At 40.7% G+C, this 13,753-nt stretch carries 12 protein-coding genes; 2 read left to right on the top strand and 10 right to left on the bottom strand.

The features are described from left to right. Positions 1-88: 88 nt before the first annotated feature. The 8 genes from AB8M93_RS14515 to recR all read right to left on the bottom strand — a co-directional run bounded on the left by AB8M93_RS14515 (position 89) and on the right by recR (position 7,180). Positions 89-1,339 (bottom strand): competence/damage-inducible protein A, encoded by a 1,251-nt coding sequence (locus tag AB8M93_RS14515; protein WP_373058950.1) that lies wholly within the window; start codon positions 1,337-1,339, stop codon positions 89-91. Beyond that, a complete protein-coding gene (locus AB8M93_RS14510) occupies positions 1,339-1,677 on the bottom strand; it encodes an Hpt domain-containing protein (RefSeq protein ID WP_373058948.1) in 339 nt (112 codons plus the stop codon). Before AB8M93_RS14510 ends, AB8M93_RS14515 begins: the two co-directional genes overlap by 1 nt. Positions 1,678-1,680: 3 nt before the next feature. Beyond that, the gene (locus tag AB8M93_RS14505; protein ID WP_373058946.1) at positions 1,681-2,295 is read right to left on the bottom strand and encodes a fumarylacetoacetate hydrolase family protein; all 615 of its coding nucleotides are present in this window, start codon (positions 2,293-2,295) and stop codon (positions 1,681-1,683) included. Between the two features lie 10 nt (positions 2,296-2,305). Further along, positions 2,306-3,262, bottom strand: coding sequence for a carboxypeptidase-like regulatory domain-containing protein (locus tag AB8M93_RS14500; protein ID WP_373058944.1), 957 nt, complete (start codon positions 3,260-3,262; stop codon positions 2,306-2,308). Between the two features lie 5 nt (positions 3,263-3,267). Beyond that, positions 3,268-4,044 (bottom strand): exonuclease domain-containing protein, encoded by a 777-nt coding sequence (locus tag AB8M93_RS14495; protein WP_373058942.1) that lies wholly within the window; start codon positions 4,042-4,044, stop codon positions 3,268-3,270. Positions 4,045-4,139: 95 nt separating this feature from the next. Continuing rightward, positions 4,140-4,778, bottom strand: a complete 639-nt coding sequence (locus AB8M93_RS14490; protein WP_373058940.1) for a fasciclin domain-containing protein — start codon at positions 4,776-4,778, stop codon at positions 4,140-4,142. Positions 4,779-5,012: 234 nt separating this feature from the next. After that, on the bottom strand, positions 5,013-6,335 hold the full coding sequence (locus AB8M93_RS14485) for a dihydrolipoamide acetyltransferase family protein (RefSeq protein ID WP_373058938.1): 1,323 nt from the start codon (positions 6,333-6,335) through the stop codon (positions 5,013-5,015). A gap of 227 nt (positions 6,336-6,562) precedes the next feature. Further along, the gene (recR, locus tag AB8M93_RS14480; RefSeq protein WP_373058936.1) at positions 6,563-7,180 is read right to left on the bottom strand and encodes a recombination mediator RecR; all 618 of its coding nucleotides are present in this window, start codon (positions 7,178-7,180) and stop codon (positions 6,563-6,565) included. Positions 7,181-7,416: 236 nt separating this feature from the next. Between recR and AB8M93_RS14475 the strand changes: the two genes are divergently transcribed. Further along, a complete protein-coding gene (locus tag AB8M93_RS14475; RefSeq protein ID WP_373058934.1) occupies positions 7,417-8,862 on the top strand; it encodes a sodium:solute symporter in 1,446 nt (481 codons plus the stop codon). Here AB8M93_RS14475 and AB8M93_RS14470 read toward each other — a convergent pair. Next, positions 8,833-9,195: a CoA-binding protein gene (locus AB8M93_RS14470; protein WP_373058932.1), complete on the bottom strand. Its 363-nt coding sequence runs from the start codon at positions 9,193-9,195 to the stop codon at positions 8,833-8,835. The genes AB8M93_RS14475 and AB8M93_RS14470 overlap by 30 nt on opposite strands. A 303-nt stretch (positions 9,196-9,498) precedes the next feature. Here AB8M93_RS14470 and AB8M93_RS14465 point away from each other — a divergent pair, with 303 nt between their 5' ends. Further along, positions 9,499-11,856, top strand: a complete 2,358-nt coding sequence (locus AB8M93_RS14465) for a TonB-dependent receptor (RefSeq protein WP_373058930.1) — start codon at positions 9,499-9,501, stop codon at positions 11,854-11,856. Between the two features lie 212 nt (positions 11,857-12,068). Here the strand turns inward: AB8M93_RS14465 and AB8M93_RS14460 are convergent, their stop codons facing one another. Beyond that, on the bottom strand, positions 12,069-13,700 hold the full coding sequence (locus AB8M93_RS14460) for an ABC-F family ATP-binding cassette domain-containing protein (protein ID WP_373058928.1): 1,632 nt from the start codon (positions 13,698-13,700) through the stop codon (positions 12,069-12,071). Positions 13,701-13,753 lie beyond the last annotated feature (53 nt).

The raw sequence follows: 13,753 nt of genomic DNA, 5'->3' as shown, positions 1-13,753 counted from the left end.
ACCGCCAACAGAAATTAAAAATATTTACCAGAGCCTGCTTTTAAGAGGTTTCCATAGTTAAAGCAGTACCTCAGGAGCTTTTGCGGCTTTAAATTCTGGTTAATTCCTTCAGAATCATTTCAAAAGCTTTATTCACGGTCTTTTTCACCACCTGCTCCCGGCTATTTCCAAAAATATATTTTTTAGAAAACAGCTTATCAGGAGTGGCCAGTGCAATAAAAACAGTGCCTACCTCAGCATCACTTTCCCCTTTCGTAGGGCCGGCATTTCCAGTGGTAGCAATAGCATAATCAGACTTAAACATTTCCCTGGCATTTTTAGCCATTTTCTCGGCCACCTGTGCGCTTACCACACTATGCTCTTTAATTAAGGCTGAAGGAATCTTTAAAATTTCTTCTTTGGCCTGGGTGGCATAAGAAACAATGCCGCCTTTAAAGCATTTTGAAGCGCCCGGGTTTAAGGTAAATTCGGCCGCCAGCTCTCCTCCGGTACAACTCTCTGCAGCAGAAAGAAACTGGTTGCGGGAAGTGAGGATTTTACTAATGGTAACTGCAATATCATCATCTGCAGCAACAGAATCTGCCACAATATCTTCAATAAGAGGATACAGCTTTTCAAATTCTTTTTCTATGGCTTGTTTAAGTTCGTCTTCCTTTTGTCCTTTGCCAGATAATCTAAGGCGTACATTGCCAAGGTCTGGCAAATAAGCCAGCTTTATAAAATCTGGAAGGTTATTCTCCCATTCTTCAATCCTTTTGGCAATAGCACTCTCTCCCAGTCCATAAGTGCGAATGGTTTTGTGGTAAATAAACGGACGATCAAATTCTTCCTTTAAACGCGGAATAATTTGCATTTCCATGAGCTTCTTCATTTCAAAAGGAACTCCCGGAACAGCAATGTAAACGGTTTTCTCTTTTTTTATCCACAATCCCGGAGCAGTACCAAATTTATTGTGCAGCACGGTGGCTTTAGAAGGCACCATAGCCTGTTCCCTGTTTAAATCTGAAAGCTGGGCGTTCTCAATTTTCCTAAAAAGTTCTTCAATATGCTTCAGCACCTCTTCATTGAGCTGCAAGGTATCTTCAAAAAACTCACAGAGGGAATATTTGGTAACATCGTCTTTAGTGGGGCCAAGGCCACCGGTAATAATTACCACGTTCGCACGGCTTCCTGAATCCTTCAGGGTTTGGAGGATATGCTCTTTATCATCTTCAATAGAAATAATCTGGTGCACCGCGATGCCAATCTGGTTAAGTTCCTGTGCAATATGTGCGGAATTGGTATCTACAATTTGACCAATCAGGATCTCGTCACCAATCGTAATAATTTCAGCCGTCATTATAAATTGAAATCGCGCTTTAGAGCAATGCTCGCCACATTAACTTTTTTGGTTATTAGAGCTGCTGCTTCCGGCACCTGATCTTTTAACTGTCCTTTTTTAGACCATGCCTCAATCACCTGGATCTGGTCCATTAGGTTTAATCCAAAAAGTTGCAGATTGGGTTTCATTTTATGGGCAAACTGGTATGCCAGCCCCGGATTGTCATTTTCTATAGCCTCATTCATTGCCTCCACATCTGGCGGGATTTCTTCCAAAAAGGTTTGTACCACCACCATCATAAAATCTTCATCCCCACCGGCCATTTCTTTTACTTCGTCCAGGTTATAGTTGTTCATAGGTTATTTGATTTGGATTCTAAAAATTTCTTCTTGACCAATAAAGCCGGTTAGCCTGTCATTTACTTCCACTTTTCCAACACCAGACGGAGTACCGGTAAAAATCACATCTCCAATTTTAAGCGTAAAAAAGGTGGAAACGTAAGCAATTAGCTCATCAATCTTCCATAGCATTAGGGAAGTATTGCCGCTTTGCACGGTTTTATCATTTTTCAAAAGACTAAAGTTAAAATTATTTATGTCTTTTATCTCCTTTTTATTCAACCATTTTTCTCCTATTACAGCGGCACCGTCAAATGCTTTCGCCTTTTCCCAGGGCAGCCCTTTTTCTTTTAATTTCTGCTGAAGGTCCCTGGCAGTAAAATCTATTCCCAGCCCAACTTCATCATAATATTTATGGGCGAATTTTTGCTGAATATGCTTTCCTACTTTCTTGATTTTTACCAGCACCTCCACTTCGTAATGTACCTCATTTGAAAAATCAGGAATAAAAAACGGTTGTTTTTTTAACAATATCGCTGTATCGGGCTTCTGAAAGATTACCGGCTCTTCGGGTTTTTCATTTTTTAATTCAGAGATATGTTCTGTATAATTTCTTCCAATGCAGATAATTTTCATGCTGCGGCGGTTAATTGGTTAAGGTTATTTTGAATGCCGGCGCGGGAATTTCACCTTTAAGCACCGGATTGGAATGATCTAAAATATTCATTTTTTTCCAACCATTGGTGTCTTTAAAAAAGGAATTACTGCTATTGCCCTCCTCCTCCAGCACTCCTTTAAAAACCGGCAGGTATTTTACTATCTTCAAGTCTTTATAAACTACCGTGTCTTTTTCCCGGTAAATGCGGTAGTCTTTTTCTTCAACATATTTATTTTCTTCAATAAACAAGTGTTCCACTGCTACAAAAAATCCTTCTTCAGGAATAAAAATTTCGTATTCCAGAAGCGGGATTTTAATTTGGAACCGATTAGGTTTTTTGGTAATAATAAGATCCGCTTTTAATAAATCTTCTCCGGGAAATCCATTTTCATCAACAGCGAGTATCCTTAATCTGAATTTTGCGCCCCTGCGAGAGTTTGCACCTGTAGAAAAGAAGCGTACCTCCACTTCCTTAAGAAAGCATCCTTCTTCAAACTCTTGCGGTCTCGCATAATACCTCGCGATGGTACTTGGAAACTGGCCGCCACTAAAATTCCCCAGCCCCACATATTCTTTCCCCCTGAAATCGTTTATTTTTTCAGCATGTTCTTCAGTAATATTATATAGCAGCACTTCAGACAAAACATTAATCTCCGGCTGCATCTTTATTACTTTATTCTGAAGGCCGGCAAGCGAAACCCTTTTGGTTTTAAAACCCACGTAACTAAATTTTAGCAACGTATTGCTGTTTACACCCTTCAGCAAAAAAGAAAACCTGCCCTGCCCATCTGTTGAAGTACCGCGGTGCCCTTCTTCAAGAACAATATTTACGTAGGGCAACGGCTCTGAAGTAACGGCATTCACCACCTGTCCCACAACATGGGTCTCCTGGGCCGTTGTAAGATAAAAGCACAGCATCACCAGGGCGAGAGGAAGCGGTTTCATCCTTCTTAGGAAAGCTTGTTGTTAAGCCTTCTAAGTTTAATGGCGGTAAGTACTTTTTTGGTATAGAGCGGAAATTCGGCATTCTGTATCCAGCCAAAATAGCCTGGTTCTTCTTCCAGCACTTTTTCCACCAGTTTTCCTTTATATTTTCCAAAAGAGAATATTTCCTGCCCTTTTTTGTCATAACAAATAAACCCTGCAAAATCTGCAAACCTTCTTCTGGCGCTATATCCGGCCAGCCATTTTATATCATTGGTAAGATCTTCATACCGATCCAGTTGAGATTTAAGCACTTCATAGGTGGCATGGGTATCGGCTTCAGCGGCATGGGCGTCTTCGAGATTTTTTCCGCAGTAGAACTGATAGGCTGCAGAAAGGGTGCGTTGTTCTTTTTTATGGAAAATAGTCTGTACATCTACCGCATACATATTTTTCATTTCAAAATCCACTTCTGCACGAAGCATTTCTTCTGCCAGCAAAGGAATATCGAACCTGTTAGAATTATACCCACCCAGGTCACATCCTTTTATGATCTCATAAATTTGAACTGCCAATTCTTTAAAAGTAGGTTCGTTAGCTACTTTTTCATTAGAAATCCCATGTATGGCCACCACCTCTTCAGGAATATTCATTTCAGGATTTACCAGCCAGCTCCGGCTTTCCTTATTGCCATTAGGGTAAACCTTTAAGACCGCGATTTCCACAATACGGTCTTTTACAAGGTTGGTCCCTGTGGTTTCCAGATCAAAAAAACAAATAGGTTTGGTGAGTTTTAATTCCATGAAATTATTTTTTCCAAAGATACTATAAAATAAGAAAGCCATGGATTTCTCCACGGCTATCTCATGTTCATATTGGCGGGTTAGCATGAGCTAATTTAGTCGGCAAAGACGTCCCTGGTTGGTTCAACTACAGAATTTACAACGTGAATGATCCCGTTTTTGGCATCAATATCAGATTTTACCACTTCTGCTCCCCCAACATAAATTACATTTCCACTCATTTCTGTATCTATGGTAATTTCTTCTTCTGAAGAAGTTTCTATGGCCTGTGAGCTGTTAAAATCTACAGCGTTAACCTTGCTTGGTAAAATATGCCGTTGAATAAACCTGGCTAATTGCGCTTTGTTACTGGGGTCTGTAAGCATGTTAAATTTCTCCAGCGGCATGTCCTGGAAAGCCTGATTGGTAGGGGCAAATACGGTTACCGGGCCTGTAAAATCCAGCTTCATATCGATATTGGCCATTTTAGCCAATGCTGCAAAAGTAGAAAGGTTCTTATCCATTCCCACCAGGCTAATAATGTCATAATCCTCTGTGTCTACACCTCCGAACATATTATCGTAATCCATTTCTGTAGCCGGGTAAGGCAAAGCGCCAAGGGTATTTGTAGTCCTGCCCTGTTCATAATTATCATCGGCAGATCCCGTTCCTGAAGTTCCTCCACATCCATATAGAGAGAGTCCTACAACGGTTACAAATGCAACTAAAACAGATTTTAAATAAAGCGTTTTCATATTATTTCGGTTTTTAGTGTTAACAATTTTTTTCCTGAAGCTTACGCCCTGGTTTTCTATTAACTTTAAGATACAAATTGCCGCACATCTTAACTATTTTAAAAACAGAACTTTAACACCTATAATTAAACTTTAAATCTTTTTAAGAATCTTAGCAACATTTACTTTAGTTCCTGGAAATAAAAAAGCCGCAGATGATTTCCGCGGCTTATAAATTAACTTGAAATTTTCACTTTAAATTTCCCTCTCTTTATCAAAATCTTCCAGATACTGTGCCACCCGTTGCACAAACTGGCCGCCTAGAGCACCATTTACCACACGATGATCGTAACTATGAGAAAGGAACATTTTATGGCGGATTCCTATAAAATCCCCATCGGGAGTTTCTATAACTGCCGGTACTTTTCTAATAGCGCCCAGAGCCAGGATGCCCACCTGCGGCTGATTAATAATAGGTGTTCCCATTACACTCCCAAATGTACCCACGTTGGTCACCGTATAAGTTCCTCCCTGGATCTCGTCTGGTTTTAGTTTGTTCTGCCGGGCACGTGCGGCAAGATCGTTTACCGCCTTTGCCATTCCAACAAGATTCAGCCTGTCGGCATTTTTTATTACCGGAACAATAAGGTTCCCATCCGGAAGCGCGGCGGCCATTCCTAAATTGATATTTTTCTTTTTAATGATTTTATCCCCATCCACTGAAATATTGATCATTGGAAAATCCCGGATGGTTTTTGCAACCGCTTCCATAAAAATTGGCGTAAATGTGAGTTTTTCGCCTTCCCTTTTTAAGAATGCTGCTTTATGTTTATTACGCCAGTTCCAGATGTTGGTAACATCTACCTCAATAAAGCTTTGTACGTGTGCCGATTTTTGAACGCTGTCCACCATGTGGTGGGCAATCATTTTACCCATACGGCTCATCTCTATTATTTCATCTTCACCAGACCTTACCGGGGTTTCCTGTTTTGCTACTGCAGGTTCCAAACGGGAAGTTTCCACTTTTTCTCCCTGGGGAGCCTGTTTAGGCTTTTGAGCAGCGGAAGTAGAACCATTTTCAACATAAGCCAGGATATCGTGCTTGGTGACCCGGCCATCTTTTCCTGTGCCACTGATTTTTTCAAGTTCCTCAAAACTTATGTTCTCTTCCCTGGCAATATTCTTCACCAGCGGAGAATAAAAACGGGAAGAACCTGAAAAATCTTCAGCGGACGTTTGCTTTGCATTTTCAACGCTTGCTTCTACTTCTTCCACAAAAGTTTCTTCGTCTTCCGGTTCTTCTTCAAAATCGAAAGAATCATCGCTATCAATTTCTGCTTCAGTTTCAATTATAGCAATTGTCTGCCCCACCTGCACCACATCATCTGCTTCAAAAAGTTTTTCCACAAGTTTGCCATCCACTTCACTTGGCACTTCACTGTCTACTTTATCTGTGGCAATCTCTAGCACCGGTTCATCTGCTTCTATGGTCTCTCCCACTTCTTTTAACCAGCTTGTGATAGTAGCTTCAGCAACGCTTTCCCCCATTTTGGGTAACTTCAGTTCGAATTTTGCCATATTTATAATTGAAAGATGTTTTTGATTAAATCGTTTGCGAATTTACTCAAATTATCAGTCTGTTAATATTAAAAAATCAATAAAATTCAATTTTACTGAATTTCTTCATTCTAACAGACTTAAGGAGCCTGGGGTAAAATTACAATTTCAACTGCTGAATCTAAAAAGAATAACATGTTTTTAAGTTGAAACAGCATGAACAAACCACATGGTTACTCCAGGTAATATTAGTTTTTCATTGAATTTTCAAAGGGTACACGGTTGGTAATACTTCTTCCCAGCGTAACTTCATCTGCATACTCCAGCTCATCCCCCACCGAGATTCCGCGGGCAATAGTTGAGGTTTTAACAGGCGTAGCCTGGAGCTGTTTAAAAATGTAAAAATTAGTGGTATCACCTTCAAGGGTGCTGCTAAGAGCAAAAATGATTTCTTCCACTTTGCCGGCTTTTACTTTTTCCACCAGCGGCTTAATGGTAAGCTGAGACGGCCCAATCCCGTCCATAGGGCTTATTTTTCCTCCCAAAACATGATAATGCCCTTTATATTGTCCTGTATTTTCTATAGCCATCACATCGCGAATATCTTCCACCACACAAACAATTTCACTTATCCTGCTCTGGTTAGCGCAAATTTCACATAGTTCCGTATCACTAATATTGAAACAGTTGCGGCACAGCTTTATTTCTGTCCTTAATTTCTTGAGGGCAGCCGCAAGTTGTTCGGTTTGGGCTTCGGGCTGTTTTAAAAGGTGAAGCACCAGCCTCAGGGCGGTTCTTTTTCCAATTCCGGGTAGCTGGGACATTTCATCTACCGCCTGTTCCAGTAATTTTGAAGAAAAATCCATTTTGCGAATTTAGTCAATTTTCAGTGATTTCTTTCAAGCCTCTCGTTTCTTCATTCCAAACCCAATCCCTCAACTTTTCACGCTATTTTCACTCTTCACTGTTTCCCGCAGATCATGCAAATTGACGCAGATATATTCGCTGAACTTGAACCTTCCCTCTTTCACTGTTTAACTCTTTAACTCTTTCCCGCATTTACTTCCTAAATTCGTAATTTCGCACCCATAATTCATATTTCATGCAGCCATACCAGATTTTGCTCCTTATTGCCGGATATTTTGGCGTACTTATATTAATTTCTTACTTGACCAGCCATGGCGGCAGCAATGCAGAATTCTTTAAGGCAAACCGCCAGGCGCCCTGGTATCTTGTAGCCTTCGGAATGATTGGCGCCTCGCTGAGCGGGGTTACTTTTATTTCTATTCCAGGTACTGTAGAAAGCCAGGGCTTTAGTTACTTCCAGGTGGTGCTGGGATATACTGTGGGTTATGCCGTAATTGGCCTGGTGCTGCTTCCTCTTTATTACCGGCTTAACCTTACTTCCATTTACACTTATCTGGAAAGCCGGTTTGGCAAATATTCTTATAAAACCGGGGCTTCTTTTTTCTTATTATCGCGTGTGGTAGGCTCCAGTTTCCGGCTATTTTTAGTAGCCAATGTTTTGCAACTTATCGTTTTTGATGCCATGGGCGTCCCGTTTTATGCCACGGTTTCCATCACCATTCTGCTTATCTGGCTTTACACGTTTAAAAGCGGGATCAATACCATTGTATGGACAGACACTTTGCAAACTTTGTTTATGCTCCTCGCTTTGGGAATTACTATAGTTTTTATTTCTGAAGACCTGGGCTTTTCCGCAGGAAACCTTCTGAATTATCTTGCGGAAAGCGATATGTCCAAAATGTTCTATTTTGAAGACTGGAAGAGCAGGGACTTCTTCTTTAAGCAGTTTATTTCAGGAGCCTTTATCGCAATTGTTATGACGGGGCTGGATCAGGATATGATGCAGAAAAACCTTACCTGCAGGACACTGAAGGATGCGCAGAAGAACATGTTCTGGTTTACCATTGTGCTTACTATTGTGAATTTTTTCTTTCTTGCCCTGGGAGTGCTTTTAACCAATTATGCCGATATAAACGGAATTACCGAAACCCGGGATGACCTTTTCCCCGCAATTGCCACCAGCGGGAATTTGGGAATTGGAGTAGCCATTTTCTTTATTTTAGGCCTTATTGCCGCGGCCTATTCCAGTGCAGACAGTGCCCTAACCGCGCTTACCACCTCTTTTAGCATCGATATTCTGGATATTGAAAAAAAATATTCCGAAGAAAAACAGGTGAAGATTAGGAAAATGATCCATATAGGCATTTCCCTGCTGCTTATTCTGGTGATGCTTATCTTTAAGTACGCTATTGCCGATAAGAGCGTGATCAATAAACTATTTGAATTTGCCGGCTATACCTATGGCCCCTTGCTGGGACTTTATTCCTACGGGCTTTTTACCAAGTGGCAGGTAAAGGATAAATTTGTTCCTGTAGTGGCGATTCTTTCCCCAATAATTTCTTACATAATAAGCATAAACAGCCTGGTGTGGTTTGGGTTTGAATTCGGATTTTTTATCCTTATCCTGAACGGCCTGCTGACCTTCCTCGGATTAATACTGGTTCGTGCCCAGCATAATTAATGTACAGGCCACTTCAACTTCAATATTTTCCTGTTGCAACAGTTTGTATAATTCAGGGTTTTCAGTGCCGGGATTAAAGATTACCCTGTTTGGCTGCAGGGACAGGATGTATTCGTAATATTCCGGTTGTCTCTTCGGATTAATATATAAGGTAATGGTATCTATATCTTCAAAAGGCAGCATCTCCTTTTTAATTTCCACACCGGCCACTTCTCCCTGCCTTAAACCTATGGCTACCGTAGGCTGCCCATAAGAAATAAGGCGATTTATCGCCATAAAAGAATACCTGGCAGGATTGGTTGATGCTCCTATTACTAATGTTTTTTTCTTCATAATACTAAAGTAGAATTTCTCTTCTGGTGTAACAACTTTTAAATTATAAAGTCTTTATAATAGAACCGGTTCTGCAGGATTACCCTATAAACTCTTGTGATGGTTAGTGTTAGAAGGTAATTCTGTGAGGCCTGCAACTCTTTGTAGAAATGCAGGCCTTTTTTTATACAAATTTGTGTAACATTTTATTTTTTGGCTCGTCTTTATAATAGAGAAGGTTCTTTTTTTGCATTTCATCACAACTATCTATTATGCATTACAAAGTATCTTGTTATATCATTAACCATCAAAATCAATCAGAAAATGAAACAGTTATTTTTTATTATTACGCTTTTTACAATAAGTATAAGCCACGCGTTTAATGAACCTCTCGGGAAAATTACGGGTTTGGTAATAGATGCGGAACTACAGGAGCCCATTCCCTACGCTACTATCATTATCAATGATGCGGAAGGAAAGCTGGTAACGGGAATTACCACCGGGGACAACGGGAGTTTTACCATTAATAAAGTAGACGACGGCAGTTATCAGCTAAAAGTCCAGTTTATTGGTTATAAAACCTTTACAAAAGATCTTGATATTTCTTCAGGAAACCGAAACCTGGAACTTGGGGTGATTGCTCTGGAACCGGAAGTAGCCCAGCTAAATGATGTGATGGTAGTTGCTGAACGTACCACCATAGAGCAGCGTATTGACCGGAAGGTTATAAACGTTGGGAAAGACCTCACCACTACGGGAGCAAGCGCTTCAGAAATCATGAACAATATTCCTTCTCTTAATGTAGACCAGGATGGAAATATTGCGATGCGGGGCAATTCCAACGTACGGGTTCTAATAGACGGGAAACCTACTAATATGGATCCCGCCCAGCTCCTGAAGCAAATTCCTTCCACTTCCATTAAAAGTATCGAACTAATTACCAATCCTTCTGCTAAATACAATCCTGAAGGGATGAGCGGGATCATTAATATTATTCTCTACAAAAATGCCAATGATGGTTTTAACGGCAACCTGAACACCGGCCTGACCGTAGGCGAGCATACAAGGTTTAATGGTTCCCTGGACATGAATTACAGGAAAGGAAAACTCAATTTTTACGGAAATTTTGGGACAGACCTTGGCCCAAGAGCTAATCTTGGCCGTATCTGGCTGCCGGAACAGGACCTGCTGCAGGCCTTTGATATTGATAATAAACGGGAATCGTATTTGTATAAAGTTGGAGTGGATTTTTATTTGAACGATAAGAATACTTTTTCATTCTACACCAATCAGAATTATTATGAAGGCGGGCCTGAGGGGGCGCTGCGGGTTATCTATGAAAACAATCCTGCACAAAACCTCACCCAGATCCTGGACATGAATTTTGATAATATCAACTCCACTTACAATTTTGTGTATGACAGGAAGTTTGAAAAAGAAGGCCATACTATGCAGGCAGAGGTCAATTATAACAATTTTGATGAAGAAGAAAATTCATTCTTCAGCTTTGAAGGCGCCACAGATGGATTCACCTCTTATGAAGACCTGGTAAAAGAAAATAGGGAAAATCTTATTACCAACGTAGATTATGTAAATCCGCTAAATGAAAAAACCAAGCTGGAAATGGGCCTCGAAGCACGCCTTCTTGATACCGATAATGACTATAATACCACCAACGCGAATTTCCAGGATTCAAATTATCAATACAACCGGGATATTTATTCTTTCTATACCACCTACGGCCAGAATTTCGAAAAATGGTCTTACCAGGTAGGGGCACGCCTGGAAAATTTCCAGGTAGACGCCATCTATAACGGCGATAAGGTTTTTGAAGACGATTATTTGACTATTTATCCTTCAGGTTTTCTAAGCCACACGCCAGATGAAAAAAATACGTACCAGTTAAGTTACAGCAGGCGGGTAGACCGTCCCGGATTTGGCCAGGTAAATCCCATTAGAGAAGTGAGCAGCCCAAGGCTTACCGTTACCGGGAATCCTGAACTTAGGCCGCAATTCACCAATTCCGTAGAATTTAATTACACCCGTAATTTCATCAATAAAGGAAGCATTACCGGGGGCGTCTTCTTCAGAAATATTAATGATGAAATCAACCAGGTGATCGTGGAAGATCCTAATGAACCGGGTTCCTTACTGCTGGGGTATGAAAATTTTGAAGATAATAACTCTTATGGACTTGAACTTTCGGCTAATTACAAATTTACCGACTGGTGGAGCACCAATACCAGTTTTGAAGCTTACAGCCAGCAGTTGAAAGGAGTGGTGGGAACAGAATATCTGGAAACCAACAATACTACTTTTAATTTCAGAACAAGCCATTCCTTTAAAGTTACAGATGACCTTACATTTCAAATATTCGGATTTTACCGCGGATGGGATGAAGGCCTCCAAATGAGGATGAAGCCAATATATTTTATGAACCTTGGTGGCCGTTACTCCTTTCTTGAAGACAAGGCAACCGTGAGCCTGAACTTAAATGATATCTTCAACACCCAGGAATACCAGTTTGTAGATGGAAGGCCATTCCCGCAACGCGGAAGGTTTAAAGGTGAAACCCAAACCGTTTACCTTGGATTTTCCTATCGCTTTGGAGGCGGAAAAAATAAAGCACTTAAACGGAAAAATCGTGATAATAATGAAGCCGGAGGCGGCGGCATGTTTTAACGATTTTGAGTTTCCTCCGAATGTTCAGGTTAAAAAAGAAAAAGAGCTAAAAAGGTGAAAAATATGGCTCAACGTATTCTTTAAAATACCTGTGAAGCAAAAAACAATGGATTTATAAATTTTATCAGTTTTATTTCTTTGAATTAGCCAAAGTAAAAAGCCCGAATCAAGTTGATCCGGGCTTTTTTAATTTTATTGGTCATCAGGAAAATTTATACCTCTACTCCATACATTTTCTCCCGCTGTTCCCTTATCTTCTTATCACTCATATATTCATCAAAAGAAAGGTAGCGATCAATAGCCCCGTTCGGGGTTAATTCAATTACACGGTTTGCTAAACTTTGGGCAAATTCATGGTCATGAGTGGTAAAAAGAACAGTTCCCTTAAAATTCTTCAGCGAATTATTGAAGGCGGTAATAGATTCCAGGTCCAGGTGGTTTGTGGGTTCATCCAGCATCAGCACGTTGGCCCTTAACATCATCATTCGGCTTAACATACACCTCACCTTTTCCCCTCCCGAAAGTACCCGGCAGGTTTTTAAAGCTTCTTCCCCGCTAAAAAGCATTTTACCCAAAAACCCGCGAATATAAACTTCTTCCCTTTCCTCTTCGGTTTTCGCCCATTGGCGCAACCAGTCCACAAGCGTAAGATCATTATCAAAGAATTCCGCATTATCCACGGGAAGATAGGATTGATTAGTGGTTACTCCCCAGGAATATTTTCCGGAAACCGCTTCCTGCTTTCCATTTATAATTTCATAAAATGCGGTAGTGGCCCTGGAATCTCTTGAAAAAACAACCACCTTGTCCCCTTTGGCCAGGTTTACGTTTACATTTTTAAAAAGTGTATCCCCTTCAATAGAAGCTTCTAAAGCTTCGATATTTAGGATCTGGTCTCCCGCTTCACGCTCTCGTTCAAAAATAATGGCCGGATACCTCCTGCTGGAAGGCTTTATTTCTTCAATATTTAACTTCTCGATCATCTTTTTACGGGAAGTAGCCTGCTTGGATTTTGCTACGTTTGCACTAAAACGCTGGATAAATTCCTGTAGTTCCTTTTTCTTCTCCTCGGCTTTTTTGTTCTGTTGAGACCGCTGCCTGGCGGCAAGTTGCGAAGATTCGTACCAGAAAGTATAGTTCCCGCTATAGTGATTTATTTTGCCAAAATCAATATCCGAAATATGGGTACAAACAGAATCCAGGAAGTGACGGTCGTGAGAAACCACAATCACCGTATTATCATAATTAGCCAGGAAATTCTCCAGCCAGGTTATGGCTTCATAATCCAGGTCGTTGGTAGGCTCATCCATAATAAGCACATCTGGGTTTCCAAAAAGCGCCTGCGCCAAAAGCACCCTTACTTTTTGCTGCCCGTCCAGGTCCTGCATCAGCATATAATGTAAGTCTTCTTTAATACCAAGGCTTGAAAGTAAAGAAGCGGCACTACTTTCGGCATTCCAGCCGTCCATTTCTTCGAATTCTACCTGCAGAAGGCCTACTTTTTCTCCATCGGCTTCATTAAAATCTTCTTTAGCATAAATCTCTTCCATCTCCATCTTGATCTTGAATAGTGGCTTATTACCACGTATTACCGTTTCAAGAACAGGATATTCATCGTAAAGATTATGATTTTGTTCAAGAACAGACATCCGCTTTCCCGGTTCCAGATGTACGTGCCCTGAAGTGGGATCTGATTTTCCTGCCAGGATTTTCAAAAAAGTTGATTTTCCGGCACCATTGGCGCCAATAATTCCGTAGCAGTTCCCCTGGGTAAAAGTGGTGTTCACTTCATCAAAAAGAACACGTTTCCCAAACTGGACTGAAAGATTTGAAACTGAGAGCATAAGCTAAATTTTAGATCTAAATTTTTGCAAAAATAGCCAATTATGCAGTCTTT

The organism is Autumnicola aciditolerans, assembly GCF_041679265.1.
Classification (GTDB): domain Bacteria; phylum Bacteroidota; class Bacteroidia; order Flavobacteriales; family Flavobacteriaceae; genus Autumnicola.
This window is presented reverse-complemented; position numbering and strand designations above follow the sequence as displayed.